Raw genomic sequence first — 22,352 nt, 5'->3', positions numbered from 1 at the left:
CTGAGAGCCGCCCCAACCGGGCTCTGCAGCCGTTTTTCGATGCTGCTCACCATCTTAGCAGCGGATTTTCAACTTATTCCACAAGTGCATCACACAACGCATATGGCGATTCTGAACATTCTCGAATTCCCCGATCCGCGGTTGCGCACCATCGCCAAGCCGGTGGCGGTGGTCGACGAGTCCATCCGCAAGCTGATCGACGACATGTTCGAAACCATGTACGACGCTCCCGGCATCGGCCTGGCCGCCACCCAGGTGAACGTCCACAAGCGTGTGGTGGTGATGGACCTTTCGGAAGACAAGTCCGAACCACGGGTCTTCATCAACCCCGAGTTCGAGCCCCTGACCGACCAGATGGACCAGTACCAGGAAGGCTGCCTTTCGGTACCGGGATTCTACGAAAACGTCGATCGCCCGCAGAAGGTGAAGGTCAAGGCCCTGGACCGCGACGGCCAGCCCTTTGAACTGATCGCCGAAGGCCTGCTGGCCGTGTGCATCCAGCACGAGTGCGACCACCTCAACGGCAAGCTCTTCGTCGACTACCTGTCGTCCCTCAAGCGTGACCGCATCAAGAAGAAGCTGGAAAAGCAACATCGCCAGCAGGCTTGATTCCCCCGATCCCAAAGGCTTGCCCCGGCAAGCCTTTTCTTTTTGGTGACATCCCCATGACCGAGCCATTGCGCCTCGTTTTCGCCGGCACCCCCGAGTTCGCTGCCGAGCACCTCAAGGCCCTGCTGGATTCCCGCCACCAGGTCATCGCCGTCTACACCCAGCCGGACCGCCCGGCCGGTCGCGGCCAGAAGCTGATGCCGAGCCCGGTCAAGCAGCTGGCGGTGGCACATGGCATTCCCGTGCTGCAGCCGCCGACCCTGCGTGACCCGGCCGCCCAGGCCGAACTCAAGGCCCTTGGCGCCGACCTGATGGTGGTGGTCGCCTACGGCCTGATCCTGCCGCAGGTGGTGCTCGACACCCCGCGCCTGGGCTGCATCAACAGCCACGCCTCGCTGCTGCCACGCTGGCGCGGCGCCGCGCCGATCCAGCGCGCGGTGCAGGCGGGCGACGCGGAGAGCGGCGTCACCGTGATGCAGATGGAAGCAGGCCTCGATACCGGTCCGATGCTGCTCAAGGTCGCCACCCCGATCAGCGCCGAGGATACCGGCGGCAGCCTGCACGACCGCCTCGCACAACTGGGTCCGAAGGCGGTAGTGGAGGCCATCGAAGGTCTCGCCGCCGGCACCTTGCAAGGCGAAGTGCAGGACGACGCCCTGGCCAACTACGCCCACAAGCTGAACAAGGATGAGGCACGCCTCGACTGGAGCCGCCCGGCGGTGGAACTGGAGCGCCTGGTCCGCGCCTTCAACCCCTGGCCCATCTGCCACAGCAGCCTCGACGGCGAGCCGCTGAAAGTGCTCGCCGCCGCCCTGGCCGAAGGCAAGGGCGCGCCCGGCCAGATTCTCGCCGCCAGCAAGGACGGTCTGACCGTGGCCTGTGGCGAGGGCGCCCTGCGCCTGACCCGCCTGCAACTGCCCGGCGGCAAGGCGCTGAATTTCGCCGATCTATTCAACAGCCGTCGCGAGCAGTTCGCCGTGGGCAAGGTGCTGGGCGCATGAATCCACGTCTCGCCGCCGCCCGCGCGCTGGCCGCGGTGCTTTCCGGCAAGGCTTCCCTCGGCGGCAGCCTGCCGCCGCAACTGGACAAGGTGGAGCCCCGCGATCGCGCCCTCGCCCAGGACCTCGCTTTCGGTGCCGCCCGCTGGCAGCCGCGCCTCGCCGCCCTGGCCGAACGCCTGCTGCAGAAGCCTTTCAAGGCCGCCGACAAGGACGTGGAGGCCCTTCTGCTGGTCGGCCTCTACCAGCTCTTCCATACCCGCATTCCCGCCCACGCCGCCATCGGCGAAACCGTCGGCTGCGCGGACAAGCTGAAGAAGCCCTGGGCCAAGGGCCTGCTCAATGCCGTGCTGCGCAACGCCCAGCGCCAGGGCGACGCGATCTTCGCCGAGCTGGAACGCGATCCGGCGGCGCGCACCGCCCACCCACGCTGGCTGCAGAAAGCCCTCAAGGCCGCCTGGCCGGAACACTGGGAAGCAGTCTGCGCGGCGAACAACGCCCATCCGCCGCTGATCCTCCGGGTCAATCGCCGCCACGGCAGCCGCGACGCCTACCTGGCCGAGCTGCTGCAGGCCGGCATCGCCGCCGAGCCCTGCGCCTTCAGCCGCGACGGCATCCGCCTCGTCGAAGCCCGCGACGTGAAAACCCTGCCGGGCTTCGCCGAAGGCCGCGTCAGCGTGCAGGACGAAGCCGCGCAGCTGGCGACCGACCTGCTGGAGCTGGCCCCCGGCCAACGTGTGCTGGACGCCTGCTGCGCCCCCGGCGGCAAGACCTGCCATCTGCTGGAAGCCGAAGCGGGTCTTGCCGAAGTGGTGGCGGTGGACCTGGAAGAAAGCCGCCTGCTCCGCGTACGGGAGAACCTCGACCGGCTGGGCCTGGATGCGAAGCTGATCGCCGCCGACGGCCGCGACACCGCAAGCTGGTGGGACGGCAAGCCGTTCCAGCGCATCCTCCTCGACGCACCCTGCTCGGCCACCGGTGTGATCCGCCGCCACCCGGACATCAAGCTGACCCGCAAGGAAGAAGACATCGCCGCCCTGGCGCAACTCCAGGGCGAACTGCTGGACGCCCTCTGGCCGACCCTGGAAGTGGGTGGCGTGCTGCTCTATGCCACCTGTTCCACCCTGCCGCGGGAAAACAGCGACAACATCGCCGCCTTCCTCGCCCGTACCCCCGGCGCCCGCGAACTGGACATCCCCGGCCCCTTCGGACTGAAACAGCCCCATGGCCGCCAGTTGCTGGCGCAGGAACAGGGCCATGACGGTTTCTACTATGCCAAGCTGATCAAGATCGCCGCCTCCTCTCGCGGCTAACGGAGCTAGCAGTGAAGATCATCATTCTCGGCGCGGGCCAGGTGGGTGGCACCCTGGCCGAACACCTCTCGGGGGAAGCCAATGACATCACGGTGGTGGACACCGACGGCGACCGCCTGCGCGACCTCGGCGACCGCCTCGACATCCGTACCGTGCAGGGCCGCGGCTCCTTCCCCACCGTGCTGCGCCAGGCAGGTGCCGACGATGCCGACATGCTGGTGGCGGTGACCAATAGCGACGAAGTGAACATGGTCGCCTGCCAGGTGGCCTACACCTTCTTCCACACCCCGACCAAGATCGCCCGGGTACGCGAATCGGCCTACCTGACCCGCGCCGGCCTGTTCGACAACGAAGCCATTCCGGTGGACGTGCTGATCAGCCCCGAGCAGGTGGTGACCAACTACATCAAGCGCCTGATCGAATATCCCGGCGCCCTGCAGGTGATCGACTTCGCCGAAGGCAAGGCCCAGCTGGTGGGGGTCAAGGCCTATTACGGCGGGCCGCTGGTGGGCCAGGAGCTGCGCCAGATCCGCGAGCACATGCCCAACGTGGACACCCGCGTGGCCGCCATCTTCCGCCGCAACCGGCCGATCCTGCCCAAGGGCGACACCGTGATCGAGGCCGACGACGAAGTCTTCTTCATCGCCGCCAAGGGGCACATTCGCGCGGTGATGAGCGAGCTGCGCCGCCTGGAAGACAGCCACAAGCGCGTGGTGATCGCCGGTGGCGGCCACATCGGCGAGCGCCTGGCCGAAGCCATCGAGAGCCGTTACCAGGTGAAGATCATCGAAATGAACCCGGCGCGCTGCCGCCATCTCTCGGAAGTCCTGGACAGCACCATCGTGCTCCAGGGCAGCGCCTCCGACCGCGACCTGCTGGTGGAGGAGAACATCAACGACGCGGATATCTTCCTCGCCCTGACCAACGACGACGAGGCCAACATCATGTCCTCGCTGCTGGCCAAGCGCCTGGGTGCGCGCAAGGTGATGACCATCATCAACAACCCGGCCTATGTGGACCTGGTGCAGGGCGGCGATATCGACATCGCCATCAGCCCGGAGATGGCCACCATCGGCACCCTGCTGACCCACGTGCGTCGCGGCGATATCGTCAGCGTGCACTCCCTGCGCCGTGGCGCGGCCGAGGCCATCGAAGCCATCGCCCACGGCGACGCCAAGTCGAGCAGGGTGGTGGGCAAGAGGATCGAGGACATCTCCCTGCCACCGGGCACCACCATCGGCGCCATCATCCGCGACGAGGAAGTGCTGATCGCCCACGACAACACCGTGATCGAATCCGGCGACCACGTGATCCTGTTCCTCGTGGACAAGAAGTACATCCGTGACGCCGAGCGCCTGTTCCAGGTCGGACTGACCTTCTTCTGAGTCTGATGCGCCGAGGTGCGGAAGTGGTTTGCGGATAATTCGCAGACCATTTCGGCCTCAGCCTACATCCGGCCTGCGTGCCCCGGGGTTAGGGTTCGGCCCCCTGCATTTCCGAACCCGCCCGGTCCATGTCCAGCCTCAGTTCCCGGCATCGCTCACAACGCCCGACAACCTTCGCCCTGCCACCTTCCGCCTCGTGCGCCCCTCGCCACGCTGCCATCCGCCGCATCTTCGGCGTGCTGCTGATGCTGTTCAGCTGCACCCAACTGCCGCCGCTGCTGATCGACCTCTACTACGGCGAAGGCGCCTGGTCCGGATTCCTTCTCGCCCTGCTGATCACCCTGGCCACCGGCCTGCTCACCTGGCTGCCGGTGCGCGGCGCCCGCGAGGAGCTGCGGATCCGCGACGGCTACCTGATCACCGCGCTGTTCTGGATCGTGCTCGGCAGCTTCGGCAGCATTCCCTTCCTGCTGATCGACAACCCGCGCATGACGCCGGTGGATGCGCTGTTCGAGTCCGTCTCCGGCATCAGCACCACCGGCGCCACCGTGCTCACCGGCCTCGACCGGCTGCCCAGGGCGGTCCTCTACTACCGTCAGCAGCTGCAATGGTTCGGCGGCATGGGCATCATCGTGCTGGCGGTGGCCATCATGCCGATGCTCGGCATCGGCGGCATGCAGCTGTACCGGGCGGAAATGCCCGGCCCGCTGAAGGAGCAGAAGCTCTCGCCACGCATCGCCGAAACCGCCAAGACCCTCTGGCTGCTCTACTGCGGGCTGACCCTGGCCTGCGCCCTGGCCTACTGGGCAGCCGGCATGAGCCTGTTCGACGCCATCGGCCACAGCTTCTCGACCATCGCCATCGGTGGCTTCTCCACCCACGACGCCAGCATCGGCTACTTCGACAGCCCGCTGATCGAGCTGATCTGCATGTTCTTCCTGGTCGTCTCCGGGATCAATTTCGGCCTGCACTTCCTCGCCTGGCGCAGCCGCAGCCTGCGGCATTACCTGCGCGACGCGGAGTGCCGCAGCTACCTCCTGCTGCTGTTCGCGGTGTTCCTGATCTGCGCGACCACGCTGATGATCCACCAGCACTACGAGCAGCCTTGGCAGTCGCTGCGTTATGCGGCCTTCATGGTGGTGTCCATCGCCACCACCACGGGCTTCGGCCTGGCCGACTTCAGCACCTGGCCGACGCTGCTGCCGTACCTGCTGCTCTACACCACCTTCATCGGCGCCTGCGCCGGTTCCACCGGCGGCGGCATGAAGGTGATGCGCATCCTGCTGGTCTATCGCCAGGGGATCAGGGAGTTCCAGCGCCTGCTGCATCCCAACGGCGTGTTCAGCGTCAAGCTGGGTCGCCGGCACATCCCGGACCGGGTGATGGAATCGGTCTGGGGCTTCTGCTCGATCTACCTGCTGACCTTCGTCGTGCTCCTGCTGGTCCTGCTCGCGCTCGGCCTGGACCAGCTGACCGCCTTTTCCGCCCTGGCCTCCTGCATGAACAACCTCGGCCCCGCCCTGGGCGACGCCGCCCTGCACTATGCCAACCTGCCCGACAGTGCCAAGCTGGTGCTGAGCCTGGCCATGGTGCTGGGCCGGCTGGAAGTGTTTTCCCTGCTGATCCTCCTCAGCCCTGCCTTCTGGCGCTTCTGACCGGCACAATGGCGAACCACACGCAGGAGAGGACGGGGCATGATCGAATCACTGGAAAAGATGCTGGCCAGGGGCGTGGACAATCCGCTGCTTCGCTTCGGCCTGGGCAAGGGTTACCTCGACCAGGGTGACGCGGCCAAGGCCGCCGAGCACCTGCGCCGCTGCGTCGAACAGGACCCGAAATATTCGGCCGCCTGGAAGCTGCTGGGCAAGGCGCTGGAGGCCGAGAGCGACTTCGCCGCCGCCCGCGCGGCCTGGACCGAAGGCCTGGCGGCCGCCCAGGCCCACGGTGACAAGCAGGCGGAGAAGGAAATGACCGTGTTCCTCAAGCGCCTGGACAAGCGCGCTTAGGTCTTGATGTAGCACCGTAGGGTGGGTTTCAGCCCACCAGCTCTTTACCGCCTGGGCTGAAGCGGAGCGCCGCCCGGCCCACCCTGCACCAGCGGCCCCGCCGGGAGGCGGGGCCGTTTTTTCTCAAAGCACTTCCGACGCCACCTGATCCACCGCCGCCTTGGCGATGGCGACGACCTCGTCGGCCTCGGCGCGGGTCAGAACCAGCGGCGGGGCGAAGCCGAGGATGTCGCCGTGGGGCATGGCGCGGGCGATCATGCCGCGCTCCAGGCAGGCCGCCGAGACCCGCGGCCCCACCTTGAGGCTGGCATCGAAGGGCGTGCGCGCCTCGCGGTCGGCCATGAACTCCAGGGCGGCCAGCATGCCGTCGCCGCGCACCTCGCCCACCAGCGGATGGCCTTCGAAGGTCTGGCGCAGCCGCTGGTTCAGGTAGCCACCCACCTCGCCGGCATTGGCGGTGATGTTCTCCCGCTCGAGGATGTCCAGGTTGGCCAGAGCCGCCGCCGCGCAGACCGGGTGGCCGGAATAGGTCCAGCCATGGCCCATGGCGCCCTGGGTGGTGGAGGCGTTGTCGATCACGTCCCACACCTTCTCGCCGACGATCACCGCCGACAGCGGCGCGTAGGCGCTGGTCAGGCCCTTGGCGGTGGTGATCAGGTCCGGCTTGATGCCGTAGCGCTGGCTGCCCATCTTGTCGCCCACGCGGCCGAAGGCGCAGACCACCTCGTCGGCGATCAGCAGGATGTCGTACTTCGCCAGCACCGCCTGGATCGCCTGCCAGTAGCCCTTGGGCGGGACGATGATGCCGCCGGTGCCCATCACCGGCTCGCCGATGAAGGCGGCCACGGTGTCCGGGCCCTCGGCGAGGATCAGTTTCTCCAGCTCCTCGGCGCAGTAACGCACGAAGGCTGCCTCGTCCATGCCTGCCGGCGCCTTGTAGAAGTGCGGGCAGAGGGTGTGCTTGACGCCTTCCACCGGCAGGTCGAAGTGCTGATGGAAGCTCGCCAGGCCGGTGAGGCTGCCGGTGACCAGGCCCGAGCCGTGGTAGCCGCGCTGGCGGGAGATGATCTTCTTCTTCTGCGGGCGGCCGAGCACGTTGTTGTAGTAGCGCACCAGCTTGATCTGGGTCTCGTTGGCGTCCGAGCCGGACATGCCGTAGTAGACCTTCTTCATCCCGGCCGGCGCCCAGTCGATGATGCGCGCCGAGAGCTCGATGATGGCCTCGCTCGAGTGGCCCACGTAGGTGTGGTAGTAGGCCAGTTGCTTGGCTTGCTCATAGATGGCCTCGGCCACCTCGGTGCGGCCGTAGCCGATGTTCACGCAGTACAGGCCGGCGAAGGCATCCAGCAGCTCGCGGCCCTGGTGGTCGCGGATGCGCACGCCCGAGGCGCCGGTGATGATGCGGCCGGGCAATGCTCCGCTGGCATGGTCATGGGCGTGGGTGGACGGGTGCATGAAGTGCGCGCGGTCCTGCTCGAAGAGTTTGGCGTAGTCGCTCATGTCGGATTCCTCGCTGGCTCAGAATTGCCCGTGGTGCAGGCAGAAGTATTTGGTTTCGACGAAGGGTTCGAAGCCTTCGCTGCCGCCTTCGCGGCCCAGGCCCGAGGCCTTCATGCCGCCGAAGGGAATAGGGTGGCCGGTGAACTTGGCGCCGTTGACCGCGACCATGGCGAACTCCAGCTGGCGCATCAGCGGCCAGATGCGGTCCACGCGCTGGGAGCAGATGTAGGCAGCCAGGCCGTACTCGCTGTCGTTGGCCAGGGCGACGGCTTCTTCCAGGCTGTCGTAGGGAGTGACCCCGGCGATGGGGGCGAAGTTCTCCTCGCGCCAGATGCGCATCTCGGGGGTCACGTCGGCCAGCAGGGTCGGCTGGTAGAACCAGCCGCCCAGGGCATGGGGTTCGCCGCCGGCCAGCAGGCGGGCGCCCTGATCGAGGGCGTCACGCACGCGGGCGTCGGTGCTGTCGAAGGCGGCCTGGTGCATCAGCGGGCCGATCTGGCTGCGCTCATCGAGGCCGGGGCCGACCCGCAGTTCGCGCACGGCGCGGGCGAAGCGTTCGAGGAAGGGCTCATAGAGCTCGCGCGCCACCAGGATGCGGTTGGCGGCGCAGCAGTCCTGGCCGGAGGTCTGGAACTTGGCGTCGATGGCGAATTTCACCGCCTGCTCCAGGTCGGCATCGGCGCAGACGATGAAGGGCGCGTTGCCACCCAGCTCCAGGGCGACCTTCTTCACCTCGGTCGCGGCGGCCTGAAGCACCAGCTTGCCGACCCGGGTCGAGCCGGTGAAGCTCACCGCGCGCACGCGGCTGTCGCGCACCAGGGTCTCCATGGCCATCTGCGGTTCGCCGAGCACGACGTTGAACACGCCGGCGGGGAAGCCCGCCTCCTCGGCCAGCTGGGCCAGGGCGAAGGCGGAGTAGGGCGTCTCGTGGGCCGGCTTGACCACCAGGGTGCAGCCGGCGGCGAGGGCGGCGGCGGCCTTGCGGGTGATCATCGCCGAGGGGAAGTTCCACGGCGTCAGCAGGGCCACCACGCCCACCGGCTCCATCACCGTGCCCAGGTGGGCGCCGGGGATGTGACTGGGGATGGTGCGGCCGTCCAGGCGCCGGGCCTGTTCGGCGAACCAGGGGATGAAGCTGGCGGCGTACTCGATCTCGCCACGGGCCTCGAACAGCGGCTTGCCCTGTTCCAGGCTGAGGATCTGGGCAAGGTCTTCCTTGTGCTCGAGGATCAGCTCGGCCCAGCGGCGCAGGTGCTGGGCGCGCTGGTCCAGGCTGGCGCGGCGCCAGGCCGGGAAGGCCTTCTCGGCGGCATCCACGGCGGCGCGGATCTGCGCCGGGTCGAGCAGCGGGACATGGCCGATCAGGCTCTGGTCGGCGGGGTTGTGCACGGCAATGCTGGCGCCGCTCTCGCTATGGACCCAATGGCCATCGAGGTAGCAGAGCGACTTGAACAGCAGAGGATGATTCAGCGGCATGGCCTGGGCCTCCGTTCTCGTTGATCTGGGCTCCATGCTAGGGAGTCGCGGCCTGCGGGGTTTTCGCTTTTCGGGGGGTGGCGCTGGGTGTTTTTTCGGTTGATCGGGGGTGTGGAAGAAAAACATGCGGCGGGCCTGTAGGAGCACGCGCGGTATGTCGATTCAGGCTTGTAGGATGCGGTGGAGCGGAGCGATACCCATCAGCCCCGTCCGCATGGGTATCGCTCCGCTCGCGGAACGCCGCCCGACCCATCCTACGAACTACGGTCCTTTCGCGAATGAATTCGCTCGGAGCCTTAGCCGAAGTAACCCTCCGGCACCAGCGGTTCCGCTTCGCCGGCCTTGATCGTCTTGGTGACGATGTAGGTGAAGTAGCGCTCGATGCCGAGGTCTTCCAGCAGCAGCTGGTCGACGAAGCGCTGGTAGTGGTCGATGTCGTGGGCCTGGATCATGGCGATGTAGTCCACGCCGCCACCGGTTGCATAGCAGTGCACCACTTCCGGTGCGTCGCGCAGGCGCTGCTCGAAGCGGCGCATGTCCTGGGCGGTGTGGCGGGCGAGGGTGATCTCCACCAGGACCTGGCTGGTCTTGAACAGCGCGGCCCAGTCGATCACCGCCCGGTAGCCCTTGATCAGCCCGGCTTCCTCCAACTTGCGTACCCGCTCCCAGGCGGGGCTGACGGAGAGGTTGATCTCCTCGGCCAGGCGCGACTTGGTGATGCGCCCGTCCTCGGCCAGCAGGCGGAGGATCTTCAGATCGTAGCGATCGAGCTTGTACATGGAGCCTCCCGTCGGCCCGAAGCGCCGCCCGGGTGGGCGGCGCCGCTGTTTCAGCCCAGAACGTCGGCGATTACCGCGAGGGTGTCGCCACTCTGCACCAGCCCGGGGAAATGCCGGGCCGCGAGCAGGCCGCTGCGCTTGGCGCGGTATTCAACGGCCGGCGTGCCGGTGCGCTGCACGTCATGCACGCGGGCGATCACCTCGCCCTGCTCCACCCGCTCGCCGAGGTCGCGGCACATCTCCAGCAGGCCGCTGTGGGTGCTCGACACGAAGCAGTCGCCGTCGGGCATGTCGAGCAGCACCGACTCGGCGGGCGCGGGCTCGCCGGCGAGGATGCCGGCATGGATCAGCACATTGCGCACCCCGCGCTCGGCGATGGCGACGGTGCGCGCGCTGCTGGTGCCGCCGCCACCCAGTTCGGTGGTGATGAAGACCTTGCCCTGTTCCTCCGCCGCGGTGTCGTACATGCCCACCGCGTCCAGCTCCAGCATGCGCATGCACCAGGGCGCGCCGAAGGCCTGCATGGCCGCTTCGGCACACTCCTGCTGGGCCTTGTCCGGCAGCACGTGGCAGGCGGCGAAGGGCAGGAAGTCCAGGGTCTTGCCGCCGGAATGGATATCCAGCACCAGGTCCGCCAGCGGCAGCAGGTAGCGCTGGAAGTAGTCGGCGATCTTCTGCGTCACCGTGCCGTCCGGCTTGCCGGGGAAGCTGCGGTTGAGGTTGCCGGCGTCGATGGGCGAGGTCCGCCGGCCGGCGAGGAAGGCCGGCGTGTTCATGAACGGCACGATGATCACCCGGCCCCGCACCTCGCTGGCCTGCAGCTGCTGGGCCAGCTTGGCCAGCGCCACCGGGCCCTCGTACTCGTCGCCGTGGTTGCCGCCGGTGAGCAGCGCGGTGGGACCCGCGCCGTTCTTCACCACGGTAATGGGGATCATCACCGCGCCCCAGGCGGAATCGTCGCGCGAGTAGGGCAGCTTGAGGTGACCGTGCTGCACGCCGTCGCGCGCGAAATCCACGGTCGGGCTGATGGGGTTGTCCCGCAGGGCTGCGTTCATGGCTCAGTCCTTCACGAAGAGTTGGCGCGGATAGTTGCAGAGGGTTTCCACGCCGTTGTCGGTGATCAGGATGCTTTCGGTGATCTCCAGCCCCCAGTCGTCCAGCCACAGGCCCGGCATGAAGTGGAAGGTCATACCCGGCTGCAGCACGCTGTTGTCGTTCGGCCGCAGGCTCATGGTGCGCTCGCCCCAGTCCGGCGGATAACTGATCCCGATCGGGTAGCCGCAGCGGCTGTCCTTGTGGATGCCGAACTTGGCCAGCACGCCAAAGAAGGCGCGGGCGATATCGCCGGTGGTGTTGCCCGGCTTGGCGGCGTCCAGGCCGGCGGCGATGCCTTCGACCACGGCCTTCTCGCCGTCGAGGAAATGCTGCGGCGGCTTGCCCAGGTAGATCGTGCGCGACAGCGGGCAGTGGTAGCGCTTGTAGCAGCCGGCGATCTCGAAGAAGGTGCCGGCGCCGCGTTCGAAGGGCGCGTCGTCCCAGGTCAGGTGCGGCGCGCTGGCGTCCACCCCGGTGGGCAGCAGCGGCACGATGGCCGGGTAGTCGCCGCCGTGGCCGTCGGCACCACGGATGCCGGCGTCATAGATCTCCGCCACCAGTTCGTTCTTGCGCATGCCCGGCTCGATGCGTTCGAGGATGCGCGTGTGCATGCCTTCGACGATCCGCGCAGCGATGCGCATGTACTCGATCTCGCGGGGCGACTTGATCGCCCGCTGCCAGTTGACCAGCGCCGTGGCGTCCCGGAAGCGCGCCTTCGGCAAGTGCTTGTGCAGCGACTGGTAGGCCGCCGCGCTGAAGTAGTAGTTGTCCAGCTCGACGCCGATGGTCAGGGCGTCCCAGCCGCGCGCGGCGATCACTTCGAGCGCCAGGTAATCCATGGGGTGGCGTTCGGTGGACTGCACGTAGTGGTCGGGGTAGCCGACGATATTGGCCGGGTCCATGAACACGGTGCGGCGCGCGCCGTTGGCGTCCTGGCCCCGGCCGAACCAGACCGGCTCGCCGTCCAGCGCCAGCAGCACGCACTGGTGGACGTAGAAGGACCAGCCGTCATAGCCGGTGAGCCAGGCCATGTTGGACGGGTCGGAAACCAGCAGCAGTTCCAGGCCGCGCTCCTGCATGGAGGCGCGCACCTTGGCCAGGCGCTGGGCGTATTCCGAACGCTCGAAGGGGAGGTTCGGCTGGATCGGTGGTGCGGACATGGCGATGCCCTCGTTGGGTGGTAGGCGTGGATCAGCTGTGGAAGGTGAAGCCCTTGCCCATGCGCTGGGCGCGGTGGTACGCGAGCCCGGCGATGGCGGTGTCCTGGGCCCCGGTGCCGGTGAGGTCACAGAGCGTGATGTCACTGGCCGAGCGGCGCCCCGGCTGCTGCCCGGCGATGACCTGGCCGAGCTCGGCGAAGTTGGCGTCGGGCGCCACCAGGCCGGCGGCGATGGCGTGGTGCAGTTCGCCGAGGACGCGGGTCTGGCTGAGGCGGTCGGCGACGTAGCGGTCCACCGCCACCAGGGCGTCGGCGGCGATCTCGTTCTTGTGCTCGGCGTCCGAACCCATGGCGGTGATGTGCAGGCCGGGATGCAGGTGGCGGCGCTTGATCAGCGGTTCGCGGCTGGGCGTGGTGGTGATGGCGATGTCGGCGCCATCCAGGGCGGCGTCGACGCTGGCGGCTGCCTCCACCGGGAGGCCCAGGCTGCAACTCAGCTCGGCGGCGCACTCGCGGGCCTTGTCCGCGTCCCGCGCCCAGACGGTCGCGCTGCGGATATCACGCACCAGGCACAGGGCCTTGAGCTGCAAGCGCGCCTGCTCGCCGGCGCCGATCAGCGCGGCGCGGCTGGAGTCCTCGCGGGACAGCCAGCGCGCGGCCACTGCGCCCGCGGCGGCGGTGCGCACGGCGGTGAGGTAGCCGTTGTCCAGCAGCAGCGCATCCAGCAACCCGGTGCGCGAATTGAGCAGCATCATCATGCCGTTGAGGCTGGGCAGGCCGAGCTTGGGGTTGTCGAAGAAGCCGGGGCTGACCTTGATGGCGAAGCGCGGCAGGCCGGGCAGGTAGGCGGTCTTCACGTCCACCTCGCCGTTATGTTCGGGCACGTCCAGGCGCAGGATCGGCGGCATGGCCACCGGCGCCGTGGCCAGCAGGCGGAAAGCCTGTTCCACGGCGTCGACGCTGTCCGGGTCGATGGCCACGCAGGCGCGCAGGTCGGTTTCGCTGAGCAGGATGACGTCAGCCATGGCAGGGGTCCTCTGTGATGACTCGCAGGTGTTGTTCGATGGCGATGTTGCGGCCGCTGACCACCACCACCACCGGCCCCTCGGGCTCGATCAGGCCATCCAGCAGGGCGGCGATGCCCACCGCGCCGGCGCCTTCCACCACCTGCCGCTCCTCGCGGTAGGCGTGGCGGATGCCGGCGGCGATGGAGGCTTCGTCGAGCAGGTGGACCTGGTCGCAGAGCGCGCGGGTGATGGCGAAGGTGTAGCGGTTGTCCAGGCCGATGCCGCCGCCCAGGGAGTCCGCCAGGGTCGGCAGTTCCTCCACTTCCACCGGGTGGCCGGCGGCCAGGCTGGCGTGCATGGCGGCGCCGCGGCGCATGCTGATGCCATGCAGGCGGATGCTCGGGTCGGCGTAGTTCATGGCCAGGGCGACGCCGGCGAACAGGCCGCCGCCGGAGAGCGGTACCAGCACCTGGCGCACCTCGGGCAGCTGCTCGAGGATTTCCAGGCCGAGGGTGCCCTGGCCGGCAATGATGTGGGGATGGTCGAAGGGCGGCAGCAGGGTGGCGCCTTCCTCGCGGGCGATGCGCTCGGCTTCGGCCTGGGCGTCGTCCTGGCTGTCGCCGACTATCACCACGCGGGCGCCAAGATCGCGGATCGCCTGCACCTTGTTCTGCGGCACCAGGCGCGACAGGCAGATGGTGGCCTGCACGCCCTGGGCGGTGGCGGCGTGGGCGAGGGCGCGGCCATGGTTGCCGGTGGAGGCGGCCACCACGCCCCGGGCCTTCTGCGCGTCATCGAGCAGGGCCACGGCGTTGCTGGCGCCACGCAGCTTGAAGCTGCCGGTGATCTGTTGGGATTCGAGCTTCAGGTAGACCGGCACGCCCAGCCGGGCCGACAGGCTCGGCGAATACTCCAGCGGCGTGCGGCGTACCAGGTGGCGGATGCGCTGGCGGGCATGGAGCAGTTCGCGCAGCAGGATGCTGGGCTGGGCCTGGGACATGGTCGTCTCCCCGAAGTGGCAGTCGGGGCGAGTCTAATGTCCTGCTTTTGTCGTGTTTAATGTCCTAGGACGGTTTCTCATCAACCGCCCATCTCTTACATGTGCATGCCGCCCAGGTCGTGGATTTTCGGGTACTGCCCGAAGAGTTCGTGCATGTTGCGCAAGGCGCCGGCCAGGCGCTTCTCGCTGCAGTCGGCGCCAAGGCACAGGCGCACGGCACGGGGCCGGGGCGTTCCGCGCACCATGAAGGGGTCGGGCGAGGTGACCGCGATGCGCCGGTGGCGCAGCTCGCGCACCAGGCTGTCCAGCTCCCAGTGCGACGGGATGCCGACCCAGGCGTTGAGGGCGTGGGGATGCTGGCCGAGCACGTAGTCGCCGAGGTGCTCGCTGACCAGGGCGTTGCGCCGCACCAGCAGGTCGCGCTGGCGCTCCAGCAGGGCCTGGGCCTGGCCGCCGAGGACCCAGCGGCTGGCTACTTCGGCCATCAGCGGAGTGGCCATCCAGCTGTTCACCCGCAGGATGCTCTCAGTGCGCAGGGCCAGGCGCCTGGGCATCACCAGGTAGCCGATGCGCAACCCGGTGAGTACCGACTTGGTGAAACTGGTGCAGTAGAAGGACTGCTCCGGCAGGTAGTGGCTGATGGGTGGCGCGCGGCGCTCGTCGAGCAGCGGACCGTAGACGTCGTCCTCGATCACGTAGACGCCATAGCGCCGGGCGATCTCGGCGATCTCGCGGCGCCGCGAATCGGGCATCAGGCTGCTGGTGGGGTTGTTCAGGTTGGGGGTGCAGACCAGCGCGGTGATCCGCTCGTTACCGCAGAGGTCCTCGAAATGCTCGGGGTCGATGCCCTCGCGGTCGTGCTCCAGCCCCTTCAAGGTGAAGCCGAGCACCTGGGAGCTGCCGATCACGCCGTGGTCGGTGAGGTTCTCGCAAAGCACCACGTCATCCGGGCCGGCCAGCGAGGCGAGGGCGAGGAACAGGCCGTGGGCGGCGCCATTGGTGATCAGCAGGTCGTCGCGCTGTACCGCCATGCCCTGCCGGGCCAGCCAGTGCACGGCTGCATCGCGGTGCGCCTCGAAACCGGCGATCGGCCGGCAGGCGCGCATCCAGGGCTGGTCATCCTCCTGCGCCAGCTCGCGGCAGGTCTCACGCCACAGGCGGTCGTGCTCATGGGTGTGAACGATGCTGGCGATGGAGAGGTCCACCAAGGAACGTTCCGGGTGATCGAGCATGTAGCGCGAGACACCCTCGGTCATGCGCCGGGACACGAAGCTGCCGCGCCCCACTTCGCAGCGCACCAGCCCCTGGCGTTCCAGCTCCTTGTAGGCGTTGGTCACGGTCTGCACGCTGATGGCCAGACGGTCGGCGACCTGGCGTTGCGGCGGCAGGCGCTGGCCGTCGCGCAGCTCGCCCTGCTCGATTTCGCGGGCGATGGCCTGGACCAGTGACTTGTACTTGGATTCGCCGCCCCGCAGGGCGGCCAGGGCCTGACGCCAGGATTCCATGTTCATCGCGGACTCGAAAGACGGTGAAAGTGATTGTCCTAGTGCAATTAGCCTCGCACCAGCGCTTTTGTATGCTCGACTACAGCTTAACGGCTATGCGGCACCCCGGCCGGCGCGCTCCGGCAGAACAGAAAATTCTGCAAGATCGCCGCCGCCAAACGGTGTTTTTTCCCGTCGATCCATCCGGCTTCAGGAAGAGCCGAAAGCAGGCGTTGCTAGGCTGGAATACAGCAAAAGGCAATGCCCTGGCACACCGAGGCAATGTCGCGGGACATCCCCGACAGCGCCTCGGGGCGGCACCGGCCACGGTACGGCCAACGCCTCGCACAGAACAACAACAACGCTGCACTGATACCTGCCGTCCACCGCCTGGCCCACAACTACAAAAGGCCGGCTCGAGAAGAACAGGAGATCCGACGATGAGTACCGCAACCCCTCCCTTCCACCATCGCCTCTTGGCCGCTTGCCTGTTGCTGGGGGCGCTCGGCGCTTCAGTAGCCCAGGCCGAGACGTCCCTCGAGCGGATCAAGTCGAGCGGAACCATCCGCATCGGCTATGCCAACGAGGCGCCCTTCGCCTTCACCGACACCTCCGGCAAGGTCACCGGCGAATCCCCGGAGATCGCCACCCAGGTGTTCAAGCAGATGGGCATCGACAAGGTCGAGCCCGTGCTCACCGAATGGGGCGCGCTGATTCCGGGCCTGCGCGCCGGGCGCTTCGACGTGATCGCCGCCGGCATGTACATCACCCCGCCGCGCTGCAAGCAGGTGCTCTTCACCGACCCGCACTACCAGATTCCGGACACCCTGCTGGTGCCCAAAGGCAATCCGAAAAACCTGCATAGCTATGCCGATATCGCGAAGGACCCGAGCCTGCGCCTGGCCGTGATGTCCGGTACCGTGGAACTGGGCTACGCGCGGCAGTCCGGCGTGAAGGACGAGCAGATCGTCCAGGTGCCCGATACCACCGCGCAGCTGCAGGCGGTGCGCGCCGGCCGTGCCGACGCCAGCGTGGGTACCGCCCTGACCATGAAAGGCCTGGCCGCCAAGGGCGGCGAGCAGGTGGAAGCGGTCACCAACTTCAAGGACGACCCGGCCCATACCGGCTACGGCGCCCTGGCCTTCCGCCCGGAGGACAAGGACCTGCGCGACGCGGTGAACCAGCAGCTCAAGACCTGGCTGGGCAGCGAGGAGCACCTGAAGACCGTTGAGCCCTTCGGCTTCGATCGCTCCAACCTGACCGACAAGACCGCCGCGGCGCTCTGTTCCCAGTCCTGATCGCTGTCGAACGGGATGGCCGGCGTCTCCCGCAGCGCCGGCCCCCCGCAGATATCCACCCGACCTTGGTATCGCATCATGGGTGAATTGCTTCCGCTGTTGCTGCAGGGCGCCTGGGTTACCGTCCAGATAACCGTCTTCGGCTCGCTGCTCGCCATCCTCACCGCCATCCTCGCCGCGCTCGGGCGCATGTCGCCCATCGCGCCGCTGCGCTGGCTCTCTACCGGCTACATCGAACTGTTCCGCGGCACCTCGCTGCTGGTCCAGCTGTTCTGGCTGTTCTTCGTTCTGCCGCTGCCCCCCTTCAACCTGGAAATGACGCCCTACAGCGTGGCCATCCTCGGCCTGGGGCTGCACATCGGCGCCTATGGCGCAGAAGTGATGCGCGGCGCCATCGCCTCGGTGGCCAAGGGGCAGTACGAAGCCGCCATCGCCCTGAACATGTCGCCGGCAACGCGCTTTCGCCGGGTCATCCTGCCGCAGGCGCTGCTCTGCGCCATACCGCCGGGCACCAACCTGCTGATCGAGCTCTTGAAGAACACCTCGCTGGTGTCGCTGATCACGCTGTCGGATCTCACCTTCCGCGCCCGCCAGCTGGATCAGGCGACCTTCCAGACCCTGGAGATCTTCGCGCTGTCGCTGGTGCTCTACTTCATCCTCGCCCAGGCCATCGCCTTCCTGATGCGTCGCATCGAGCGCCGCCTGAGCCACGGCCGCATCCGCGGAGGTCTGGCATGAACCTGTTCGACTGGGACTTCACCCTGCAAATCCTGCCGCAGCTCGTGCAGGCCTCGCTCAAGACCATCGGCATCACCCTGGTGGCCTTCGCCCTGGCCGTGGTCCTGGGCCTGTTCCTGGCGGTGGCACGGCGCAACCGGCACTTCTGGCTGTCATGGCCGGCCGCGTCGGTGATCGAGTTCATCCGCAGCACCCCGCTGCTGATCCAGGTGTACTTCCTGTTCTACGTGCTGCCCAGCTACGGCCTGAACATGACCGCGCTGGTGGCCGGCACGCTGGGCATCGCCCTGCACTACGCCTGCTACACCGCCGAGGTCTACCGCGCCGGCCTGGACTCGGTGCCGCGTGGCCAGTGGGAGGCGGTCACCGCGCTGAACCTCTCGCCCTGGAAGGCCTACCGCGACGTGATCCTGCCCCAGGCCATCCGGCCGATCCTGCCGGCGCTGGGCAACTACCTGATCGCCATGTTCAAGGACACCCCGGTGCTCTCGGCGATCACCGTGGTGGAAATCATGCAACAGGCGAAGAACATCGGCTCCGAGAGCTTCCGTTACCTGGAACCCATCACCCTGGTGGGCCTGTTCTTCCTGACCATCAGCATCGTCCTGGCCTTCGGGGTCAGGCAGGTGGAATCGCGCACTGCGCTGCGCTGAACCCCGGAGGATCTATGACTGCCATGTCCCTAACCACTGATACCCTGCGCGACAGCGACAACCGCGCCATCCCCCAGCTCGACAGCCCCATGGTGCGCTTCCAGGGCGTGCACAAGAGCTACGGCAGCTTCACCGTGCTCAACGACCTCAACCTGGAGGTGAAGGCCAACGAGAAAGTAGCGATCATCGGCCCCAGCGGCTCGGGCAAATCCACCCTGCTGCGGGTGCTGATGACCCTCGAGACCATCGACAAGGGCCTGATCGAAGTCGACGGCGAACCGCTGACTCACATCCCTCGCAACGGCCGCCTGGTCCCCGCACCGGAAAGCCACATCCGCCGCGTGCGCGGCAAGATCGGCATGGTGTTCCAGAGCTTCAACCTGTTCCCGCACATGAGTGCGCTGCAGAACGTGATGGAAGCACCGGTGCAGGTGCTCGGCCTGGGCAAGGCCGAGGCGCGTGAACGGGGCGTCCAGCTGCTGGACATGGTCGGCCTGGGCAACAAGCTGGATCACTACCCCTCGCAGCTCTCCGGCGGCCAGCAGCAGCGCGTGGCCATTGCCCGGGCGTTGGCGATGCGACCCAAGGTGATGCTCTTCGACGAAGTGACCTCGGCCCTCGACCCGGAGCTTTGCGGCGAGGTGCTCAATGTGATCCGCAAGCTGGGTGACGAACACAACCTGACCATGCTGATGGTGACGCACCAGATGGGCTTCGCCCGCGAGTTCGCCGACCGTGTGTGCTTCTTCCACCAGGGCCGGATACTCGAGCAGGGCACGCCGGAAGCCTTCTTCGGCAATCCTCGGGAAGAACGTACCCGCTGCTTCCTCAGCGCGGTGAAGGAGGCCAACTGAGCCGACGTCGCATCGTGTCATGATGACTACGCGATAGGTCCTTATGACTGCGCCGTTTTGCGGTCATAAGGACAGCATTCCTTGCACGTAGTTGATTTATAAGACTTAAAATTCTGGCGCAGTTCTTGTTGAAGAGGGCAGGTCGCGGCCGAGCCCGACGCTGCCCTTCACAACAGGAACCCTGTCATGTCCCAACACGAATTCGAGAATCGCCTTGCCGTGGTCACTGGAGCCAGCTCCGGCATCGGCCTGTCCGTCGTCGAGCTGCTCCTGGCCCGTGGCGCCCGCGTACTGGCCATGAGCCGGAGCGCCGGAGCGCTGGACGGCCTCAAGGCGCGCTACGGCGACGCCCTGCGCTGGCAGCCCGGAGACGTCACCCGCGCCGCCGACCTGGCTGCCCTTGCCGAAGTGGCCGGCAGCCTGGGGCCGGTGGATTGTCTTGTACCCAACGCTGGCATCGCTCGCCTGGCCGATGGCCTGGATACCGCCGCTTTCGCGGCCCAGTGGGCGGTCAACGGGGCCGGCGCCCTGGATACCCTCGCGGCGCTGCGCGACCGGTTGGCGCCGTCCGCGTCCGTAGTGTTCATCGGTACCTTCCTGTCCCGGGTGACCTTCCCCGGCCTCGCCGCCTACATCGCCTCGAAGAGCGCGCTGAAAGCCCAGGTGCGCACCCTGGCGGTGGAAATGGCGGCGCGTGGCGTGCGCCTGAACCTGGTGTCCCCCGGCCCCACCGCCACACCCATCTGGTCGACCCTGGGCCTGGGCGATGAGGATCTGGCCGCGGTAGCCGGTACGGTGAACCAGCGTCTGCTGGGCGGCCGCTTCCTCGAGCCCGAAGCAGTCGCCGAGGTCATCCTGTTCCTGCTCTCGCCGGCCGCGCGGGGCCTGTACGGGCAGGATCTGGTGGTGGACAGCGGCTATACGCTGCGCTGAGCGCCGCTCGTCCCGCCGCCCGCAGGTGGCAGGATCGAGGGTCAGGCGCCACGCCGGTAGCCGAGGGTCTGCTCGGTGGTCCACAAGGCGTCGGCGAAGCGCGGGAGTTGCCACCGGTGACGGCGCGCCCGTGCCCGGAGGAAGATCAGCCGGTCGGCAGGAAGCTGAACCCGGCCCCTTCGGCATCCACCCGTATCACTTCCATTTCCAGGATGGGCGCCTCCATGGGCAGGTCCTGGACCTGGCCAGTGACGACGGTCCCGAGGGGCAGTCTGGCCAGGTCGGGATGCCGGACATAGACGCCGCCATCGGACAGGTCGCGGGTTTGGGCAATCAGCTCACCGAAGCCCGGGAGGCTGATCCTGATCCTGCATTTCATCGGAGTTCGGGGAAATTGCCGCTGGTTCGCCATGGGATCGCGTCGTCCTGAGCCGGTTTGCAGCCGTCGTTAATACGGTTTCTCGCGTTCCGGCACAACCCTTCGACGAAAGGGTTGAACCCTGCCCATGAAAAAGGCGCCCTTCGGCGCCTTCCTCGTCAGTACCACTTCTTCTCGCCCTCGGGGCGTTTCTTGAAGCGTTTCATGCTCCACATGTACTGGGTCGGGTAGGCCCGTACGTACTTCTCCACCACCTGGCTCATGGCCGCGACGGCTTCTTCGACGTTCTCGCTGTACATGCCTTCCGGCGCGGCTTCCAGGATCACCTTGAAGCCCGAGCCATCGGGCAGTCGCAGGGCGTGCAGGAACACACCGCGGGCCTTGTGGCCTGCGAGCATGCCGGGAACGAACTTGCTGGTCAGCGCCTGGGTGCCGAGGAAGGGCACGAAGATACCGGCCGACAGGCTCGGCTCCGGGTCGGCAGGAATGCCCACCGCGCCGCCCTTGCGCACTTCCTTGATGACGCTGAGGATGCCTTCCTTGGTGGAAGGCGCCACGCGGTTGCCCAGCTGCACGCGCTGCTTCTGCAGCAGGTCGTCCACCGCCTTCAGCTTGGGCGGACGGTAGAAGATGATGGGTTTGCACTGGGCGCAGTAGAAGTGATTGAGCACTTCCCAGTTGCCTAGGTGGCTGGTGATGCCCACCACGCCCTTGCCACTGGCCAGGGCCTCATGCAGCACGTCCAGGCCTTCCACTTCGCGTACCAGGCCGATGGATTTCTCTGCCGGCCAGATCCAGGCGCAGGCGCTTTCGGTGAAGGTCTTGCCGATATCCTTCAGGCTCTGGCCGACACGCTGTTCCAGTTCCGCCGGCGACAGCTCGGGAAAGCATTTGGACAGGTTGATCCGCACCACCTCGCGGGACCGGTTCGGCAGTTTCCACATCAGCCAGCCGATGGCGGCGCCGACCGCTTGCACGGCGCGCCACGGAAGCAGGGCAAAGAGGCGCAGGAAACCGACGACCAGCGCGCCTTTCAGCTTATCCACAGGCATCTCCAGTAGATCGAAAAGCGCGCATTCTACCCTCGCCGCGTGAACGATGCCGCCTCAGGCGGTCAGTTCAGGGTAGCGGTCACAATCGGTGGTGTGATCCATGACCATGCCGGCGGCCTGCATGAAGGCGTAGCAGATGGTCGGGCCAACGAAGGTGAAACCGGCTTTCTTCAATGCCTTGCTCATGGCCTCGGCCTCCGGCGTGACCGCTGGCACCTGGCTGCGCTCGCTGAAATGATTGATCTTCGGCTTGCCGCCGACGAACGACCAGAGCAGCGCCACCGGGTCTTCCTGGCACAGCCAGGCCTGGGCGTTCTGCCGGACGGCCTTGAGCTTGAGGAAGTTGCGGATGATGCCCGGGTCCTGCATCAGCGCGTCGATTTCCTCGTCGCTCATCACCGCCAGGCGCTTCGGGTCGAAGCCGAACAGCACCTTGCGGTAATGCTCGCGCTTCTTCAGCACGGTGATCCACGAAAGGCCGGCCTGGAAGCCCTCCAGCAACAGGAGTTCGAAGAGCGCCGCCGGGTCCTTCAGCGGTACACCCCATTCGGTGTCGTGGTAGGCGATGTAGAGGGGGTCGTCATTGCACCAGAAGCAGCGTGGCATAAGGCTTTCCATGCGGTTTTCGCGGTGC

22 protein-coding genes are annotated in these 22,352 nt (G+C 67.1%); 11 read left to right on the top strand and 11 right to left on the bottom strand.

Annotation, left to right across the window (positions count from 1 at the left end; genetic code table 11):
- Positions 1–102 precede the first annotated feature (102 nt).
- The 6 genes from def to ACFW0B_RS17060 all read left to right on the top strand — a co-directional run bounded on the left by def (position 103) and on the right by ACFW0B_RS17060 (position 6,311).
- Positions 103–609 carry a peptide deformylase gene (gene def / locus ACFW0B_RS17085; RefSeq protein ID WP_449150165.1) on the top strand — a complete coding sequence of 169 codons (507 nt, stop codon included), beginning with the start codon at positions 103–105 and terminating at the stop codon, positions 607–609.
- A gap of 56 nt (positions 610–665) precedes the next feature.
- Positions 666–1,610, top strand: a complete 945-nt coding sequence (gene fmt / locus ACFW0B_RS17080; RefSeq protein ID WP_449150163.1) for a methionyl-tRNA formyltransferase — start codon at positions 666–668, stop codon at positions 1,608–1,610.
- Positions 1,607–2,920 carry a 16S rRNA (cytosine(967)-C(5))-methyltransferase RsmB gene (gene rsmB, locus ACFW0B_RS17075; protein WP_449150161.1) on the top strand — a complete coding sequence of 438 codons (1,314 nt, stop codon included), beginning with the start codon at positions 1,607–1,609 and terminating at the stop codon, positions 2,918–2,920. Before fmt ends, rsmB begins: the two co-directional genes overlap by 4 nt.
- 11 nt (positions 2,921–2,931) lie before the next feature.
- Entirely contained in the window at positions 2,932–4,305 is a 1,374-nt protein-coding gene (trkA, locus tag ACFW0B_RS17070) for a Trk system potassium transporter TrkA (protein ID WP_449150159.1), read from the top strand.
- Positions 4,306–4,433: 128 nt separating this feature from the next.
- Positions 4,434–5,960 (top strand): TrkH family potassium uptake protein, encoded by a 1,527-nt coding sequence (locus ACFW0B_RS17065; RefSeq protein WP_151131078.1) that lies wholly within the window; start codon positions 4,434–4,436, stop codon positions 5,958–5,960.
- A 39-nt stretch (positions 5,961–5,999) separates the two neighbouring features.
- Entirely contained in the window at positions 6,000–6,311 is a 312-nt protein-coding gene (locus ACFW0B_RS17060) for a tetratricopeptide repeat protein (RefSeq protein WP_151131077.1), read from the top strand.
- A gap of 123 nt (positions 6,312–6,434) precedes the next feature.
- On the opposite strand, the gene ACFW0B_RS17055 is transcribed toward ACFW0B_RS17060, so the two are convergent.
- The 8 genes from ACFW0B_RS17055 to ehuR form a co-directional block, all read right to left on the bottom strand.
- Positions 6,435–7,811: an aspartate aminotransferase family protein gene (locus ACFW0B_RS17055; RefSeq protein ID WP_151131076.1), complete on the bottom strand. Its 1,377-nt coding sequence runs from the start codon at positions 7,809–7,811 to the stop codon at positions 6,435–6,437.
- A gap of 18 nt (positions 7,812–7,829) precedes the next feature.
- Complete coding sequence (locus tag ACFW0B_RS17050; protein ID WP_151131075.1) at positions 7,830–9,287, bottom strand: NAD-dependent succinate-semialdehyde dehydrogenase; 1,458 nt, start codon at positions 9,285–9,287, stop codon at positions 7,830–7,832.
- Between the two features lie 296 nt (positions 9,288–9,583).
- Positions 9,584–10,066 carry an Lrp/AsnC family transcriptional regulator gene (locus tag ACFW0B_RS17045; protein ID WP_151131074.1) on the bottom strand — a complete coding sequence of 161 codons (483 nt, stop codon included), beginning with the start codon at positions 10,064–10,066 and terminating at the stop codon, positions 9,584–9,586.
- Between the two features lie 50 nt (positions 10,067–10,116).
- Entirely contained in the window at positions 10,117–11,121 is a 1,005-nt protein-coding gene (doeB, locus tag ACFW0B_RS17040) for a N(2)-acetyl-L-2,4-diaminobutanoate deacetylase DoeB (protein ID WP_151131073.1), read from the bottom strand.
- Positions 11,122–11,124: 3 nt separating this feature from the next.
- The gene (gene doeA / locus ACFW0B_RS17035) at positions 11,125–12,321 is read right to left on the bottom strand and encodes an ectoine hydrolase DoeA (RefSeq protein ID WP_151131072.1); all 1,197 of its coding nucleotides are present in this window, start codon (positions 12,319–12,321) and stop codon (positions 11,125–11,127) included.
- A 31-nt stretch (positions 12,322–12,352) separates the two neighbouring features.
- On the bottom strand, positions 12,353–13,345 hold the full coding sequence (gene eutC, locus ACFW0B_RS17030) for an ectoine utilization protein EutC (RefSeq protein ID WP_151131071.1): 993 nt from the start codon (positions 13,343–13,345) through the stop codon (positions 12,353–12,355).
- Positions 13,338–14,327: a hydroxyectoine utilization dehydratase EutB gene (gene eutB / locus ACFW0B_RS17025; protein ID WP_151131070.1), complete on the bottom strand. Its 990-nt coding sequence runs from the start codon at positions 14,325–14,327 to the stop codon at positions 13,338–13,340. The genes eutC and eutB overlap by 8 nt, the downstream gene beginning before the upstream one ends.
- Before the next feature lie 95 nt (positions 14,328–14,422).
- The gene (ehuR, locus tag ACFW0B_RS17020; protein WP_151138615.1) at positions 14,423–15,832 is read right to left on the bottom strand and encodes a MocR-like ectoine utilization transcription factor EhuR; all 1,410 of its coding nucleotides are present in this window, start codon (positions 15,830–15,832) and stop codon (positions 14,423–14,425) included.
- Between the two features lie 419 nt (positions 15,833–16,251).
- Here ehuR and ehuB point away from each other — a divergent pair, with 419 nt between their 5' ends.
- The 5 genes from ehuB (at position 16,252) to ACFW0B_RS16995 (ending at position 20,287) form a co-directional block, all read left to right on the top strand.
- Positions 16,252–17,109 carry an ectoine/hydroxyectoine ABC transporter substrate-binding protein EhuB gene (gene ehuB / locus ACFW0B_RS17015; RefSeq protein WP_151131069.1) on the top strand — a complete coding sequence of 286 codons (858 nt, stop codon included), beginning with the start codon at positions 16,252–16,254 and terminating at the stop codon, positions 17,107–17,109.
- A 78-nt stretch (positions 17,110–17,187) separates the two neighbouring features.
- Positions 17,188–17,847, top strand: a complete 660-nt coding sequence (ehuC, locus tag ACFW0B_RS17010) for an ectoine/hydroxyectoine ABC transporter permease subunit EhuC (protein ID WP_151131068.1) — start codon at positions 17,188–17,190, stop codon at positions 17,845–17,847.
- On the top strand, positions 17,844–18,500 hold the full coding sequence (gene ehuD / locus ACFW0B_RS17005) for an ectoine/hydroxyectoine ABC transporter permease subunit EhuD (RefSeq protein ID WP_151131067.1): 657 nt from the start codon (positions 17,844–17,846) through the stop codon (positions 18,498–18,500). Before ehuC ends, ehuD begins: the two co-directional genes overlap by 4 nt.
- 89 nt (positions 18,501–18,589) lie before the next feature.
- Complete coding sequence (gene ehuA / locus ACFW0B_RS17000; protein ID WP_178119410.1) at positions 18,590–19,354, top strand: ectoine/hydroxyectoine ABC transporter ATP-binding protein EhuA; 765 nt, start codon at positions 18,590–18,592, stop codon at positions 19,352–19,354.
- Positions 19,355–19,540: 186 nt separating this feature from the next.
- The gene (locus ACFW0B_RS16995; protein ID WP_151131065.1) at positions 19,541–20,287 is read left to right on the top strand and encodes an SDR family NAD(P)-dependent oxidoreductase; all 747 of its coding nucleotides are present in this window, start codon (positions 19,541–19,543) and stop codon (positions 20,285–20,287) included.
- Positions 20,288–20,432: 145 nt separating this feature from the next.
- Here the strand turns inward: ACFW0B_RS16995 and ACFW0B_RS16990 are convergent, their stop codons facing one another.
- The 3 genes from ACFW0B_RS16990 to ACFW0B_RS16980 all read right to left on the bottom strand — a co-directional run bounded on the left by ACFW0B_RS16990 (position 20,433) and on the right by ACFW0B_RS16980 (position 22,324).
- Positions 20,433–20,699, bottom strand: coding sequence for a PilZ domain-containing protein (locus tag ACFW0B_RS16990; RefSeq protein WP_151131064.1), 267 nt, complete (start codon positions 20,697–20,699; stop codon positions 20,433–20,435).
- A 125-nt stretch (positions 20,700–20,824) separates the two neighbouring features.
- Positions 20,825–21,712, bottom strand: coding sequence for a lysophospholipid acyltransferase (locus tag ACFW0B_RS16985; protein WP_449150152.1), 888 nt, complete (start codon positions 21,710–21,712; stop codon positions 20,825–20,827).
- A gap of 60 nt (positions 21,713–21,772) precedes the next feature.
- A complete protein-coding gene (locus tag ACFW0B_RS16980) occupies positions 21,773–22,324 on the bottom strand; it encodes a DNA-3-methyladenine glycosylase I (RefSeq protein WP_449150150.1) in 552 nt (183 codons plus the stop codon).
- Positions 22,325–22,352: the final 28 nt, after the last annotated feature.

This window comes from Metapseudomonas phytobenefica (genome assembly GCF_043392685.1).
In the GTDB taxonomy this organism is placed as follows: Bacteria; Pseudomonadota; Gammaproteobacteria; order Pseudomonadales; family Pseudomonadaceae; genus Metapseudomonas.
This window is presented reverse-complemented; position numbering and strand designations above follow the sequence as displayed.